Origin of the sequence: Pseudomonas kulmbachensis (assembly GCF_963681935.1) — a bacterium.
Lineage (GTDB): Bacteria > Pseudomonadota > Gammaproteobacteria > Pseudomonadales > Pseudomonadaceae > Aquipseudomonas > Aquipseudomonas kulmbachensis.
The window spans coordinates 4,127,561-4,142,651 of sequence record NZ_OY817088.1 but is presented as its reverse complement, the minus strand read 5'-3'; the positions used below and the strand labels follow the sequence as shown (position 1 = coordinate 4,142,651).

At 55.5% G+C, this 15,091-nt stretch carries 12 protein-coding genes; 10 read left to right on the top strand and 2 right to left on the bottom strand.

Annotated elements, in window-relative coordinates:
- Nucleotides 1–2,703 (bottom strand): [protein-PII] uridylyltransferase, encoded by a 2,703-nt coding sequence (locus tag U5A05_RS19145; RefSeq protein WP_261739453.1) that lies wholly within the window; start codon nt 2,701–2,703, stop codon nt 1–3.
- A gap of 58 nt (nt 2,704–2,761) precedes the next feature.
- Entirely contained in the window at nt 2,762–3,589 is an 828-nt protein-coding gene (gene map / locus U5A05_RS19140; protein ID WP_321836536.1) for a type I methionyl aminopeptidase, read from the bottom strand.
- A 1,049-nt stretch (nt 3,590–4,638) separates the two neighbouring features.
- Between map and rpsB the strand changes: the two genes are divergently transcribed.
- The 10 genes from rpsB to U5A05_RS19090 all read left to right on the top strand — a co-directional run bounded on the left by rpsB (nt 4,639) and on the right by U5A05_RS19090 (nt 15,090).
- Nucleotides 4,639–5,382, top strand: coding sequence for a 30S ribosomal protein S2 (gene rpsB / locus U5A05_RS19135; protein WP_016781981.1), 744 nt, complete (start codon nt 4,639–4,641; stop codon nt 5,380–5,382).
- A gap of 206 nt (nt 5,383–5,588) precedes the next feature.
- A complete protein-coding gene (tsf, locus tag U5A05_RS19130) occupies nt 5,589–6,458 on the top strand; it encodes a translation elongation factor Ts (RefSeq protein WP_048359908.1) in 870 nt (289 codons plus the stop codon).
- 203 nt (nt 6,459–6,661) lie between these two features.
- Nucleotides 6,662–7,405, top strand: a complete 744-nt coding sequence (gene pyrH / locus U5A05_RS19125) for a UMP kinase (RefSeq protein WP_003440426.1) — start codon at nt 6,662–6,664, stop codon at nt 7,403–7,405.
- Complete coding sequence (gene frr, locus U5A05_RS19120; RefSeq protein ID WP_261739450.1) at nt 7,402–7,959, top strand: ribosome recycling factor; 558 nt, start codon at nt 7,402–7,404, stop codon at nt 7,957–7,959. The genes pyrH and frr overlap by 4 nt, the downstream gene beginning before the upstream one ends.
- A gap of 15 nt (nt 7,960–7,974) precedes the next feature.
- The gene (gene uppS / locus U5A05_RS19115) at nt 7,975–8,730 is read left to right on the top strand and encodes a polyprenyl diphosphate synthase (protein WP_261739449.1); all 756 of its coding nucleotides are present in this window, start codon (nt 7,975–7,977) and stop codon (nt 8,728–8,730) included.
- A complete protein-coding gene (locus U5A05_RS19110) occupies nt 8,730–9,536 on the top strand; it encodes a phosphatidate cytidylyltransferase (RefSeq protein WP_261739448.1) in 807 nt (268 codons plus the stop codon). The genes uppS and U5A05_RS19110 overlap by 1 nt, the downstream gene beginning before the upstream one ends.
- The gene (gene ispC / locus U5A05_RS19105; RefSeq protein WP_261739447.1) at nt 9,533–10,720 is read left to right on the top strand and encodes a 1-deoxy-D-xylulose-5-phosphate reductoisomerase; all 1,188 of its coding nucleotides are present in this window, start codon (nt 9,533–9,535) and stop codon (nt 10,718–10,720) included. The genes U5A05_RS19110 and ispC overlap by 4 nt, the downstream gene beginning before the upstream one ends.
- A gap of 45 nt (nt 10,721–10,765) precedes the next feature.
- A complete protein-coding gene (rseP, locus tag U5A05_RS19100) occupies nt 10,766–12,118 on the top strand; it encodes an RIP metalloprotease RseP (protein ID WP_321834357.1) in 1,353 nt (450 codons plus the stop codon).
- Between the two features lie 75 nt (nt 12,119–12,193).
- A complete protein-coding gene (gene bamA, locus U5A05_RS19095; protein ID WP_321834355.1) occupies nt 12,194–14,542 on the top strand; it encodes an outer membrane protein assembly factor BamA in 2,349 nt (782 codons plus the stop codon).
- Between the two features lie 44 nt (nt 14,543–14,586).
- Entirely contained in the window at nt 14,587–15,090 is a 504-nt protein-coding gene (locus tag U5A05_RS19090) for an OmpH/Skp family outer membrane protein (protein WP_003440444.1), read from the top strand.
- Nucleotide 15,091 lies beyond the last annotated feature (1 nt).

The following is a 15,091-nucleotide window of genomic DNA, read 5'->3' as shown; positions in this document are numbered from 1 at the left end:
TTAGATGCTCAGGCGCCACGGTTCTGGGGTTGAGTCTTGGTTGACCGTCAGTTGTTCAACAATGGCGTCCTGCAAGCGCATGCATAACTGCGGGTCTGACAGCGGCTGGTTGTGTGCGTCGGTAATGAAAAATACGTCTTCGACCCGCTCTCCCAAAGTGGCGATCTTGGCATTTTGCAGTGACAGGTCGAACTCCAGGAAGATCATTCCGATCCGCGCCAGCAGGCCCGGGCGGTCAGGGGCGCTGAGCTCCAGTACGGTGACCGGGCGCTGGGCGTCGTTGTGGATCGTCACCTGGGGGGCGAATGCAAAGTGCTTGAGCTGGCGCGGCACGCGGCGCTGGATGATGGTCGGGTAGTCATCCGGGTTGCGCAGGGCTTCAGTCAGGCCCTTGCGGATTTTTTCAATGCGCGCCGGGTTGTTGCCGATCGAGCCGCCGTCGTTGTCGAGCACGATATAGGTGTCGAGGGTGAACTGGCTGCTGGACGTGATGATGCGCGCGTCATGGATGTTCAGGTTGAGTTGGTCCATGGCGGCCACGGTCACGGCGAAGAAGTCGTGCTGGTCAGGCGCATAGATGAAGATCTGCGTACCGCCCTCGAACTCGCGCTGGGTAGTTTCCTTGATCAGCACCAGGGGGCCGCCATCGGCAGGTTGTTGCAGGATGGCTTCGGTGTGCAGGGCTACGTCGGCCGAGGTGTGGCGCAAGAAGTAGTCGTCGCCCAGCTGCGACCAGAGTTGCTCCACGTCATCCTGATCGTTGCCGTTGCGCACCAGCGTATCCAGCGCAGCACTTTGGGTCTGGCGGATTTGCTCTTCGCGGTCTACCGGGTTTTCCAGGCCGCGACGCAAGGCGCGCTTGGTTTCGGTGTAGAGCTGGCGCAACAGGCTGGCGCGCCAGGAGTTCCACAGCGTCGGGTTGGTGGCGTTAATGTCGGCCACGGTCAGTACGTACAGGTAGTCGAGATGGGTCTCATCGCCCACGATCTGGGCAAAGTCATGGATGACCTGCGGATCGGACAGGTCCTTGCGCTGGGCGGTGGTCGACATGACCAGGTGGTTTTGCACCAGCCAGACAATCAGGCGGGTATCCCACTGCGGCAACTGGTGGCGAATACAGAACGCTTCGGCATCCACGGCGCCAATTTCTGAGTGATCGCCGTGCCGGCCCTTGCCGATATCGTGGTACAGCCCGGCCAGATAAATCAGCTCGGGCTTGGGCAGCTTGGCCATTAGCTTGCTGGCCAGCGGGAATTTCTCTGACACTTGGGTGTATTGCAACTTACGCAGGTGCTTGATCAGGTTCAGGGTGTGCGCGTCGACCGTGTAAATGTGGAACAGGTCATGCTGCATTTGTCCGACGATAAAGCCGAACTCTGGCAGGTAGCGTCCGAGAATGCCGTATCGGTTCATCCGGCGCAGGTTGCGATGGATGCCGATCTTGCACTTGAACAACTCGATAAACAGGCTGGTGTTGCGAATGTCTTTACGGAATTCGTCGTCGATCAGATAACGGTGCTCCCGTAGCAGACGAATCGTGTCCGCGCGTACACCTTTGATTTCAGGGTGTTGGGCCATCAGCAGGAATATTTCGAGCATGGCGAACGGGGTGCGCTTGAACACGTAGTCACTGGTGGCTTCGATATAGCCATCGTGCAACTGGAAGCGTGAGTTCAACGGCGTTGGCGGCGCTTCGTCTTCGGGGGCGAGGATGATCTCTTCGAAGTGCTGGATGATCAGGTCGCTGAGCTGGGCAATGCTCATGACCACCCGGTAGTACTGCTGCATAAAGTTTTCGATGGTCTGCTTGGCATCTTCGCCGGTAAAACCGAGCAGTTCGCCGATGCTGCGCTGATGATCAAACAGCAGGCGGTCTTCAGAGCGGCCTGCGAGCATGTGCAGGGCGTAGCGCACCTTCCATAGGAACTCCTGGGAAGAGGCGAGCAGGGCGTGTTCGCTTTCCACCAGAAAGCCTTCGCCTGCCAGGGCGCGCAGATTCAGGGTCCCGTACTGGCGACGGGCTACCCACAAAAGGGTCTGGATATCGCGCAGGCCGCCAGGCGAGCCTTTGACGTTGGGTTCCAGGTTGTATTCGGTGTCGTTGTACTTGTGGTGACGGGCTTTTTGCTCTGCGCGCTTGGCCAGGAAAAAGTCCTTGCTGGGCCACATATGCGCGGTGCTGGTGACATCCAGCATGCGTTGGCGCAAATGCTCGGGGCCTGCCACGGTACGGCTTTCCATCAGGTTGGTGATGATGGTCAGGTCGGCGCGGGCCTGCTCGGCGCATTCCTCCACTGAGCGCACGCTCTGACCTACTTCCAGGCCAATGTCCCAAAGGAGTGTCAGAAAGCGTTCAATGGAGTCGCGGAAAACTTCGTGATCGGCGTTGTCCAGCAGGATCAGCAGATCGATGTCGGAGTAGGGGTGCAACTCGCCACGGCCGTAGCCGCCGACGGCGACCAGAGCAATGTCGGCCTGGTCGCTCCAGCTGAACTGATCCCAGGCCTGTTGCAGGATGTTATCGACGAACCATGCACGATCTTCGATCAAGCGGCGAATATCGCGCCCCCTTTTGAAGCGTTCGTCGAGCACCTCGCGTGCCTGGCGGATCGCCTTTTTGAAAGCGGCAATGGGGCTTGCCTTTAATGCCAGTTCGGCCTGGAACTGGCCACGGTCAAAAAGTTCTGGATCCACCTGCGGCATCGATTGGCATTCCTGTCGTGGGATTTGTTTCTGTTCAAACGGTGAAAACAGGCAAGTATCAGGCCGAAACGCGTGGGATGGTGTCATCGCTGCGCAGGGTGAAGATCTCGTAGCCGGTCTCGGTCACCAGCAGGGTGTGCTCCCACTGTGCAGACAGCTTGCGGTCTTTGGTAATTGCGGTCCAACCGTCGCCCAGCACCTTGGTGTCGGCCTTGCCCTGGTTGATCATCGGCTCGATGGTGAATGTCATGCCTGCCTTGAGCTCCATGCCGGTGCCTGCGCGACCGTAGTGCAGGATTTGCGGCTCTTCGTGGAACACCTTGCCGATACCGTGGCCGCAGAACTCGCGCACTACCGAGAAGCCGTTCTTTTCAGCGTGCTTTTGGATCACTTCGCCGATATCGCCCAGGCGGCAGCCCGGTTTGACGATTTCGATGGCCTTGTACATGCATTCCTGTGTCACTTGCGACAGGCGTTCGGCCCAGACTGGAACCTTGCCGACGTGGAACATGCGGCTGGTGTCGCCGTGATAGCCATCCTTGATCACGGTCACATCGATGTTCAGGGTATCGCCGTCTTTCAGGACCTTGTCACCCGGGATGCCGTGGCACACCACATGGTTGATCGAGGTGCAGATCGACTTGGGGAAGCCTTTGTAATTGAGCGGAGCAGGGATGGCCTCTTGCACATTGACGATATAGTCGTGGCAGATGCGGTCCAGCTCTTCAGTAGTAACGCCTGGCTTGACGTGCTCGGCGATCATTTCCAGGACTTCGGCGGCCAGTTTGCCGGCGACACGCATTTTTGCGATGTCCTCGGGGGTTTTGAGGGTGACGGTCATTCGGGCTCTCTTCGCGCGTTGGCGCTCATCATCAGGATTGCGGATGTGCTGTTATAGCTGCACACCGTCATGAAAACGCGATTCTAACAGACGGCCGGCGTGAATCATGAGCCAAGCGCCATCGCTTCTATTAATAGAGTGGAGCATTCTGGCTCTATTCGAAGGCCTGCGCAAAAAAGGTGGCGGTTAATGATCCATCTTTTGATCTGCATTTGATCTGCATTTGATCTGCATTTGATCTGCATTTGATCTGCATTTGATCTGCATTTGATCTGCATTTGATCTGCATTTGATCTGCATTTGATCTGCATTTGATCTGTATTTGATCTGCATTTGATCTGTTTTTGACTTGGCTTTTGATCTACCTGCCCCTTCGGGAGGCCGAATGGAGGTTCTGCGCAGTGGGTTGACCGGCATGGATGCCGGGAGAGCCGTGCCGGGCCAAGGATGGCCCGTCACGGCGTGCCCACGGAGCGGGACCGGAGTGAGGGGCACCTGAGCGAAGCGAGGGCCGTACGCTGGGGCGAGGCCTTTTTGCTTACTTTTGTGGCTGTTTGACAAAAGTGAGACGCCGTAAGGGCGGAACCCGTAGAAAGCCGTGATACATCGAATGGATATGTACTCGGTGGTTTTCACTTGAGTTGTGAGTACATATCCAGCATTCGCGTCCAACTGAAATAAAGGTTCCGCCCTTACGGCGGGTTACTTTTGGCAAACAGCCACAAAAGGAACCAAAAAGGCCTTGCCCTACCATACGGCCGCCTCGTCCAAGCTCGGCGGTGCCCTCACTCCGGCACTGTTATGGGCCTCAGCGGTGTTTGGAATATTTTAGTGGCGGCAGTAACATTGTCAGGCAAGAGCCAAGAGCCAGCCTGGGGTAAACCCTTGTCAGGCAAAGGCTTAGCAATAAAGTCAAAATCCACGCTTCGTTTTTTGACCTTCTTGTGGTATAAAATGCGCCGCTTTGCGGGTATAGCCCGCAGAGCACAAACCCACACACGTGTCGACACGATGACCTGGGTGCCTTCAGCTTGAAGCTGCTGGTTGGTCGTTGGGATACGTGGAGGCCTAACCCGACTTATTAAGGAACTATCATGTCCCAAGTCAACATGCGCGATATGCTGAAGGCCGGTGTGCACTTCGGTCACCAAACCCGTTACTGGAACCCGAAGATGGGTAAATACATCTTTGGCGCGCGTAACAAGATCCACATCATCAACCTTGAAAAAACCCTGCCAATGTTCAACGAAGCTCTGACTTTCGTAGAGCGTCTGGCCCAGGGCAAAAACAAGATTCTGTTCGTCGGCACCAAGCGTTCCGCTGGCAAGATCGTTGCTGAAGAAGCAGCACGTTGCGGTTCGCCGTACGTGGATCACCGCTGGTTGGGCGGCATGCTCACCAACTTCAAAACCATTCGTGCTTCGATCAAGCGTCTTCGTGACCTTGAAATCCAGGCAGAAGACGGTACTTTCGCCAAGCTGACCAAGAAAGAGGCGCTGATGCGTACTCGCGATCTGCAGAAGCTGGATCGTAGCCTGGGTGGTATCAAGGACATGGGCGGTCTGCCAGACGCACTGTTCGTTATCGACGTTGACCACGAGCGTATCGCGATCACCGAAGCTAACAAGTTGGGTATCCCGGTAATCGGCGTTGTCGATACCAACAGCAGCCCAGAAGGTGTTGACTACATCATCCCGGGTAACGATGACGCAATCCGCGCTATCCAGCTGTACATGGGTGCGATGGCTGATGCTGTGATCAAAGGCCGTAACCACGTTGCTGGCGGCACCGACGTTTTCGTCGAAGAAGCTCCAGCTGCAGCGGTAGTTGAAGGCTGAGTAATTAACGCCTAGCGTTTACTCAGTACGCAAAAAGGGGGCTTGGCCCCCTTTTTGCCACCTCGAAATCCATTTGTTGTAACCATGTTTGTCGTATCTGTATCAGATGGCGGCCTGCACAGTTGATTCGAGGTGGGCTTCACACGAATTGAACGCCCGTTCGGTCGGGTGGAATGGTTGAAAACCTATCCAAGAGGAATTTTGAAATGGCAGAGATTACTGCAGCGTTGGTTAAAGAACTGCGTGAGCGTACTGGCGAAGGCATGATGGATTGCAAGAAAGCCTTGACCAAGGCTGGCGGCGACATCGAAAAAGCCATTGATGACATGCGTGCTTCGGGCGCTATCAAGGCAGCCAAAAAAGCAGGCAACGTTGCTGCTGAAGGCGCTATCGCAGTTAAAGTTGCGGAAGACAACAAGTCTGCCGTAATTCTTGAAGTCAACTCGCAAACCGACTTCCTGGCTCTGCAAGAAGACTTCAAAAACTTCGTCGCTGCCAGCGTTGAAAAAGCGTTTGCTGACAAACTGACCGACGCAGCTCCGCTGATCGCCGCTCAAGAAGAAGCTCGTCTGATTCTGGTTGGTAAAGTAGGCGAGAACGTTAACATCCGTCGTCTGGCTCGTATCGAAGGCGATGTTGTTGATGCTTACCTGCACGGCAACAAAATCGGTGTTGTAGTTGCTCTGAAAGGCGGCAACGCTGAGCTGGCTCGTGACATCGCCATGCACGTAGCTGCAAGCAACCCTGAGTTCCTGCTGCCATCGCAAGTTTCCGCTGATGCTATCGAACGCGAAAAAACCGTGTTCATGAGCCTCAACGAAGACAAGATCAAAGGCAAGCCAGCAGAAATCGTTGAAAAAATGGTTGCCGGTCGTATCAGCAAGTTCCTGGCTGAAGCCAGCCTGGTTGAGCAAGCTTTCGTCAAGAACCCGGAAATCAAAGTCGGCGAACTGGCCAAGAAAGCCGGCGCTGAAATCGTTTCCTTCACTTACTTCAAAGTAGGTGATGGCATCGAGAAGCCAGTTGATGACTTCGCAGCAGAAGTTGCTGCTCAAGTGGCTGCAAGCAAGCAATAAGACGGTTTTTAACTGTCGACCCAAGAGGCTGCCCGCTCACGCGCGCAGCCTCTTTTCAGATGGGAGGGGTTTTTACCTTCTCAACGGAACCGGTTAACAAAATCGTGTTCCGATGGCACTGCTGTGCAGTGCCACAGTTAGAGCGCAGGCTGCAGAATGGCCTCGCACAGATTTTCAATAAAACGCGGCAGGAGAGATTCGCAATGGCTCAGCAGGGCAGTGGTTATCAAGCTCGCTATAAACGCATTCTACTCAAGCTAAGCGGCGAAGCCCTGATGGGCTCTGAAGAGTTCGGGATCGACCCCAAAGTACTCGACCGCATGGCGCTGGAAGTGGGCCAGTTGGTCGGCATCGGCGTTCAGGTAGGATTGGTAATTGGTGGTGGCAACCTGTTCCGTGGTGCCGCATTGAGCGCCGCAGGTATGGACCGTGTAACTGGCGACCATATGGGCATGCTGGCTACCGTGATGAACGCCTTGGCCATGCGCGATGCGCTGGAACGTGCGAATATCTCCGCCATCGTTATGTCGGCTATTTCCATGGTAGGCGTGACCGATCATTACGATCGTCGTAAGGCCATGCGCCATCTCAACGCCAAGGATGTGGTGATTTTTGCTGCAGGTACCGGTAATCCATTTTTCACAACGGATTCGGCTGCCTGTTTGCGTGCCATTGAAATCGATGCTGATGTGGTGCTCAAGGCGACCAAGGTTGACGGCGTGTACACCGCAGACCCATTCAAAGACCCACATGCCGAGAAGTTCGATCATCTGACTTACGATGAAGTACTGGATCGCAAACTGGGTGTTATGGATCTGACGGCTATCTGTCTGTGCCGTGACCACAAAATGCCATTGCGTGTATTTAATATGAACAAGCCCGGCGCCCTGCTTAATATTGTCCACGGCGGCGCTGAAGGTACTCTGATCGAGGAAGGTCAACAATGATCAACGAAATCAAGAAAGACGCTCAAACGCGCATGCAGAAGTCGCTGGAATCTCTGTCCCATGCATTTGGCCAGATCCGTACCGGCAAGGCTCACCCAAGCATTCTGGGTAGCGTGATGGTTCCTTACTACGGCTCGGATACTCCGATCAGCCAGGTAGCGAACATCACCGTTAAAGACTCCCGTACCCTGCAAGTCGTAGCGTTCGAGCGCAACATGCTGGGCGCAGTCGACAAGGCAATCCAGAGCGCTGGTCTGAACCTCAATCCGACCAACCTGGGCGAATTGTTGTTGATCTCCATGCCTGCCCTGACTGAAGAAACCCGTAAGGTTTTCGCCAAACAGGCGCGTGACGCTGCTGAAGATGCCCGTATTGCCGTACGTAATATCCGTCGTGACGCCTTGAGCCAGCTCAAAGACCTGGTCAAGGAAAAGGAAATCAGCGAAGACGAAGAGCGTCGTGGCGCTGATGATATCCAGAAGCTGACCGACAAGGCTGTGGCAGATATTGAAGTTGCCACCAAGCAGAAAGAAGCGGACCTGATGGCCGTATAAGGGTCAGGGCGTTTTATGGAAAAGACGAAGCAGGCTGACCCGTCATCTGTTCCGCGACATGTCGCGATCATCATGGACGGTAATAATCGCTGGGCGAAAAAACGCTTTCTGCCGGGTGTTGCCGGGCATAAAGCGGGTGTGGATGCGGTTCGTGCGGTAATTGAGGTATGTGCCCAGGCGGGAGTCGAGGTGCTTACCCTGTTCGCGTTTTCCAGTGAAAACTGGCAGCGACCTGCTGCGGAAGTCAGTGCCCTGATGGAACTGTTCTTCCGGGCGCTGCGTCGTGAGGCCAAGCGCCTCAACGAAAACGAGATCAGTTTGCGGATCATTGGCGACCGCTCACGCTTTCATCCGGACTTGCAAAAGGCGATGAGTGAAGCGGAAGCAATGACGGTGGGCGAGGGTCGCTTTGTGTTGCAGATCGCCGCTAACTACGGTGGTCAGTGGGACATCGCGCAAGCTGCCCAGCAGCTGGCACGTCAAGTCCAGGCAGGTCATTTGCAGCCGGAGGAAATCACCCCCCGGTTGTTGCAAACCTGTCTGGTAACGGGTGATCAGCCGTTGCCTGATTTGTGTATCCGTACCGGAGGCGAGCACCGCATCAGCAATTTCTTGCTGTGGCAGCTAGCCTATTCCGAGTTGTACTTCTCCGACCTGTTCTGGCCGGACTTCAAACACGAGGCCATGCGTCATGCATTGGCTGATTTCGCTTCTCGCCAGCGCCGCTTCGGTAAAACGAGCGAGCAGGTTGAGGCTGGAGCCCGGATTTAATGCTGAAACAACGAATCATCACTGCGCTTATCTTGCTGCCAATTGCCTTGTGCGGTTTTTTTCTGCTTGAGGGCAGCGGCTTTGCGCTGTTTATTGGCGTAGTCGTTACTTTGGGTGCCTGGGAATGGGCGCGTCTTGCAGGCTTTGAGGCTCAAACTGCGCGGGTTTTGTTTGCCGCGATAGTGGCCTTGTTGTTGTTTGGTCTGCACGTTTTCCCTGATCTGGCGCCTTGGGTGCTGGGTGCGGCGGTATTGTGGTGGGCAGCAGCAACCTTTTTGGTGCTGACCTTTCCGCAATCGGCCGGGCACTGGTCGAGTATTGCGGCCAAGCTGGTTATTGGTCTGCTGATCCTGTTGCCAGCTTGGCAAGGTCTGGTTCTGATCAAGGCAATGCCGCTGGGTAACTGGCTGATCATGGCAGTGATGGTTCTGGTCTGGGGCGCAGATATTGGCGCTTATTTTTCCGGGCGCAAATTTGGCAAACGCAAGCTGGCCCCTAAAGTCAGTCCGGGCAAAAGCTGGGAAGGTGTTTTTGGTGGTTTGTTGCTGAGCCTGCTGATCACTGCTGTCGTCGGTGTAGTGCGTAGCTGGAGCGCTTCGCAGATGTTTGCTGCGCTGGTCGGCGCCGCCGTGATTGTATTGATCTCGGTGGTGGGCGATCTCACGGAAAGCATGTTCAAGCGCCAGGCTGGAATTAAAGACAGCAGCAATCTGCTGCCGGGCCATGGCGGTGTGCTGGACCGGATCGACAGCCTGACGGCGGCGATCCCTGTATTTGCGGTATTACTGTGGATGGCTGCGTCATGAGTCGCCCACAACAGATTACTGTTCTGGGGGCTACGGGCTCTATTGGCCTGAGCACCCTGGATGTTATTGCGCGTCACCCTGATCGTTATCAGGTCTTTGCCTTGAGCGGCTATAGCCGTCTCGCCGAGCTGCTGGCCTTGTGCGTCAAGCACCGACCGCAAGTTGTGGTGGTACCCCATGAGCAGGCTGCGAGCCGGTTGCAGGCGGATTTGCGCGCTGCGGGGCTCAACACCGAGGTATTGGTGGGTGAGGAGGGCTTGTGCCAGATATCCTCGGCTCCTGAAGTCGATGCGGTAATGGCGGCAATCGTTGGTGCTGCGGGCCTGCGTCCGACACTGGCCGCAGTCAATGCCGGCAAGAAGATCCTGCTGGCCAACAAGGAAGCGCTGGTGATGACCGGCGACCTGTTTATGCAGGCCGTACGTCGTAGCGGCTCGGTATTGCTGCCCATCGACAGCGAACACAATGCGATCTTCCAGTGCTTGCCGCAGGATTTTGCCCGCGGTCTGGGGAATGTAGGGGTTCGTCGGATTTTGCTTACCGCGTCTGGCGGGCCGTTCCGTGAAACGCCGCTGGCCCAGCTTGAGCATGTCACTCCAGATCAGGCCTGCGCTCATCCCAATTGGTCGATGGGGCGCAAGATTTCGGTCGATTCAGCCAGCATGATGAACAAGGGCCTGGAACTGATCGAGGCTTGCTGGTTGTTCGATGCCCGGCCGGATCAGGTTGAAGTGGTTATCCATCCGCAAAGCGTGATTCATTCGCTGGTCGATTATGTGGATGGCTCGGTGCTGGCTCAGTTGGGTAATCCGGATATGCGTACGCCGATTGCCAATGCCTTGGCCTGGCCTGAGCGTATCGACTCGGGTGTTGCGCCGCTGGACCTGTTTGCAGTGGCACGACTGGACTTCCAGCGTCCTGACGAGCAACGTTTCCCTTGTTTGCGTCTGGCTCGCGAGGCGGCCGAGGCCGGTAATAGTGCCCCAGCGATGCTTAATGCGGCGAACGAGGTTGCAGTGGCTGCCTTTTTGGACGGGCGAATCCGTTATCCGCAGATCGCCCGTATTATCGAAGATGTATTGAATAGCGAGCCTGTAGTCGCCGTAGACGAGCTGGAAGCGGTGTTTGCCGCTGATACCAAAGCTCGTATGCTGGCTGAACAGTGGTTGAGTCGTAACGGCTGAAAAAGTGGTGCTTGCCGGAACCGGACAGAATCGCGGAGAAAGTAGATGAGTGCGCTCTATATGATTGTTGGCACCCTGGTGGCATTGGGGGTGCTGGTCACTTTTCATGAATTCGGTCACTTTTGGGTGGCGCGCCGTTGTGGCGTCAAGGTTCTGCGCTTCTCCGTGGGCTTCGGTACGCCTCTATTGCGCTGGCATGATCGCCAGGGCACCGAGTTTGTTGTCGCAGCCATCCCGTTGGGTGGCTACGTTAAAATGCTCGACGAGCGCGAAGGTGAAGTGCCTGCCGATCAACTCGATCAGTCGTTCAATCGTAAAACCGTAGGTCAGCGCATTGCCATTGTCGCGGCCGGGCCGATAGCCAACTTCATGCTGGCGATGGCGTTCTTCTGGGTGCTGGCCATGATGGGCAGCCAGCAAGTGCGGCCGGTCATCGGTGCGGTTGAAAGCGGCAGCCTGGCGGCGCAAGCCGGTTTGGTAGCGGGTCAGGAAATTGTTTCCATTGATGGCGAGGCTACGACAGGCTGGTCCAACGTCAATCTGCAACTGGTTCGACGTCTGGGTGAAAGCGGCTCTCTGCAGGTTGTTGTGCGTGAGCCGGACTCCTCTGCCCAAGCGTCGCATCAACTTGTATTGAAAGACTGGCTCAAGGGTGCCGATGAGCCGGACCCTATCACCTCCTTGGGGATTCGTCCGTGGCGTCCCGAGCTGCCGGCAGTTCTGGCAGAGCTGGACCCGAAAGGTCCAGCGCAGGCCGCAGGGCTTAAAACCGGTGACAAGCTGCTGGCCATGAATGATCAGGTCATCAAGGATTGGCAGCAGGTTGTTGACTGGGTTCGTGTGCGCCCGGATGCTCGTGTCGTGTTGCGTGTTGAACGCGATGGCGTGCCTGTTGAGATACCTGTCACGCTGGCAGCTCGCGGTGAGGGCAAGGCGGCAACGGGTTACCTGGGGGCAGGGGTCAAAGGTGTCGATTGGCCACCAGCGATGATCCGGGAAGTCAGTTATGGCCCGCTCGCAGCAATCGGGGAAGGGGCAAAACGCACCTGGACCATGAGCATATTGACGCTCGACTCGCTGAAGAAAATGTTGTTCGGTGAGCTCTCGGTAAAAAACTTGAGTGGACCGATAACCATTGCTAAAGTGGCGGGCGCTTCTGCCCAGTCGGGTGTTGCGGATTTCTTGAATTTTCTGGCTTATCTGAGCATAAGCCTGGGGGTTCTGAACTTGTTGCCCATACCTGTACTGGATGGGGGGCATTTGTTGTTTTATCTGATCGAGTGGGCGCGTGGTCGTCCCTTGTCGGATCGGGTGCAGGGTTGGGGAATGCAGATCGGGATCAGCTTGGTGGTCGGGGTGATGTTACTTGCCTTGATCAACGATCTGGGTCGTCTGTAAACGCTTCGCTGAATTGCGAATCTGCCGCATTTTGCGGCAGTTTGTTTATTGCCAGTTGGAATAAGAAAGGACTTCATGAAACGTCTGCTGCTAACTGCGGTTCTCGCCGTACTGATGATCGCCGAAGTTCACGCCGAGTCCTTCACTATCTCTGATATCCGTGTCAACGGGCTCCAGCGGGTTTCCGCCGGTAGCGTGTTTGGTGCGTTGCCTCTGAACGTGGGTGAGGTCGCGGATGACCGCCGTTTGGTGGAATCCACTCGTGCGTTGTTCAAAACCGGGTTCTTTCAGGATATCCAACTGGGTCGTGATGGCAATGTGCTTGTTATCACGGTTGTCGAGCGTCCTTCCGTCTCCAGCATCACAATTGACGGGAACAAGGCGATCTCCACTGATGACCTGATGAAAGGTCTTAAACAGTCGGGGTTGGCCGAAGGTGAGATTTTCCAGCGCGCCACCCTTGAAGGTGTGCGTAACGAACTGCAACGTCAGTATGTTGCCCAGGGCCGCTATTCGGCGACGGTAGACACCGAAGTGGTGCCCGAGCCGCGTAACCGCGTTGCCTTGAAGGTCAATATCAACGAAGGCACGGTTGCCGCTATCCAGCACATCAACGTGGTGGGTAATACGGTTTTCCCTGAATCGGATCTGGTTGACCTGTTCGAACTGAAAACCACGAACTGGTTGTCGTTCTTCAAGAATGACGACAAGTACGCTCGTGAAAAACTGTCGGGTGACCTTGAGCGTCTGCGCTCCTACTACCTCGATCGCGGCTATATCAATATGGATATCGCTTCGACCCAGGTCTCGATCACGCCCGACAAGAAAAGCGTCTACATCACCGTTAACGTGAACGAAGGCGAAAAATACAACGTCGGCGAAGTAAAACTGAGCGGTGACCTCAAGGTTCCTGAAGATCAGATCAAGTCGCTGCTGCTGGTTCAGCCGGGCCAAGTGTTCTCGCGCAAGCTGATGACCACTACTTCCGAGCTGATTACCCGTCGCCTGGGTAACGAAGGCTACACCTTCGCCAACGTCAACGGCGTGCCTCAGCCAAACCCTGAGAATCACACTGTTGCCATTACCTTTGTGGTCGATCCGGGCAAGCGTGCTTACGTAAACCGCATCAACTACCGCGGCAACACCAAGTCGGCCGACGAAGTGCTGCGTCGCGAAATGCGTCAGATGGAAGGTGGCTGGGCTTCGACCTACCTGATTGATCAGTCCAAGGTTCGCCTTGAGCGCCTGGGCTTCTTCAAGGAAGTCAACGTTGAAACCCCGGCAGTACCCGGTACTGACGATATGGTGGACGTAAACTACGCAGTTGAAGAACAGGCGTCGGGTTCGATCACTGCCAGCGTCGGTTTTGCCCAGAGCGCCGGTTTGATCCTTGGCGGCTCGATTACCCAGAACAACTTCCTGGGTACGGGTAACAAGGTCAGCATTGGCCTGACGCGCAGCGAATACCAGAGCCGCTACAACTTCAGCTATGTTGATCCGTACTGGACTGCTGATGGTGTGAGCCTGGGTTACAACGCGTTCTACCGTACAACCGACTACAAAGAGCTGGACGTTGACGTAGCAAACTACTCGGTGGACAGCCTTGGTGCTGGTATCACCATGGGCTACCCGATCAGTGATACATCGCGTCTGACCTACGGTCTGACAGTGCAGCAGGATGAAATCAGTACCGGTCAGTACACCGTTGACGAAATTTTCGACTTCGTAAATCGTGAAGGCGACAAGTACCTCAACTTCAAGGCATCGGTAGGTTGGTCCGAGTCGACCCTGAACAAAGGTGTGTTGCCAACACGTGGCAGTTCCCAGAGTCTGGTGCTTGAGTCCACGATTCCGGGCAGTGACCTGCAGTTCTACAAGCTTGATTATCGCGCTCAGCTGTTCCAGCCACTGACCGACACCTACACCATGCGTCTGCACACAGAGTTGGGCTATGGTGATGGTTATGGTTCGACCGCTGGCCTGCCGTTCTATGAGAACTACTACGCTGGTGGTTTCAACTCGGTACGTGGTTTCAAGGACAGCGCCTTGGGCCCTCGCAGCACTCCAAGCTCCGGTAAAAATCCGGGCACCATTGCGGACCCGGATCAAGATCCGCTGCCGTTTGGTGGTAACGTGCTGATCCAGGGTGGTGTAGAGGTTCTGTTCCCTATGCCGTTTGTGAAAGACCAGCGCTCCCTGCGTACCTCCGTGTTCTGGGATGTGGGTAACGTGTTCGACACCAACTGCAAGGGCGATACCAAGGATTGCGATATCGGCTTTAGTAACATGGCCAGTTCTGTTGGTGTTGGCGTGACCTGGGTAACTGCGCTTGGCCCGTTGAGCTTCAGCTTGGCCATGCCGATCAAGAAACCGGATGACGCAGACACTCAAGTGTTCCAATTCTCCCTCGGCCAGACTTTCTAAAGCCTGACCTTAGATATAGACAACGGATTTTTTAGGAGTGCATCGTGCGTAAGTTGACTCAATTGGTTCTCCTGGCTTCGGTTCTAGTGGCAGGCCCGGCTTTCGCCGACATGAAAATTGCCGTACTGAACTATCAGATGGCATTGCTTGAGTCGGACGCAGCCAAGCGTTATGCCGTGGATGCCGAGAAGAAGTTTGGCCCGCAACTGACCAAGCTCAAAAGCCTGGAAAGCAGCGCCAAAGGCATTCAGGATCGTCTGGTGAAGGGCGGCGACAAAATGCAGCAGGGCGAACGTGAACGCCTGGAACTTGAATTCAAGCAAAAGGCCCGTGACTTCCAGTTCCAATCCAAGGAGCTGAACGAAGCCAAAGCCGTTGCTGACCGCGAAATGCTTAAACAGCTGAAGCCAAAACTGGACAGCGCTGTTGAAGAAGTCATCAAGAAAGGCGCCTTTGACCTGGTGTTCGAGCGTGGTGCTGTGATTGATGTCAAACCTCAGTACGACATCACTCGCCAGGTTATCGAGCGCATGAATCAGCTGAAGTAAT

What these genes read in the sequence shown, in the direction of transcription:
- U5A05_RS19145 (WP_261739453.1), bottom strand. Translation starts at nt 2,703, where the DNA reads ATGCCGCAGGTGGATCCAGAACTTTTTGACCGTGGCCAGTTCCAGGCC.
- rpsB (WP_016781981.1), top strand. Translation starts at nt 4,639, where the DNA reads ATGTCCCAAGTCAACATGCGCGATATGCTGAAGGCCGGTGTGCACTTC.
- tsf (WP_048359908.1), top strand. Translation starts at nt 5,589, where the DNA reads ATGGCAGAGATTACTGCAGCGTTGGTTAAAGAACTGCGTGAGCGTACT.
- pyrH (WP_003440426.1), top strand. Translation starts at nt 6,662, where the DNA reads ATGGCTCAGCAGGGCAGTGGTTATCAAGCTCGCTATAAACGCATTCTA.
- frr (WP_261739450.1), top strand. Translation starts at nt 7,402, where the DNA reads ATGATCAACGAAATCAAGAAAGACGCTCAAACGCGCATGCAGAAGTCG.
- uppS (WP_261739449.1), top strand. Translation starts at nt 7,975, where the DNA reads ATGGAAAAGACGAAGCAGGCTGACCCGTCATCTGTTCCGCGACATGTC.
- U5A05_RS19110 (WP_261739448.1), top strand. Translation starts at nt 8,730, where the DNA reads ATGCTGAAACAACGAATCATCACTGCGCTTATCTTGCTGCCAATTGCC.
- ispC (WP_261739447.1), top strand. Translation starts at nt 9,533, where the DNA reads ATGAGTCGCCCACAACAGATTACTGTTCTGGGGGCTACGGGCTCTATT.
- rseP (WP_321834357.1), top strand. Translation starts at nt 10,766, where the DNA reads ATGAGTGCGCTCTATATGATTGTTGGCACCCTGGTGGCATTGGGGGTG.
- bamA (WP_321834355.1), top strand. Translation starts at nt 12,194, where the DNA reads ATGAAACGTCTGCTGCTAACTGCGGTTCTCGCCGTACTGATGATCGCC.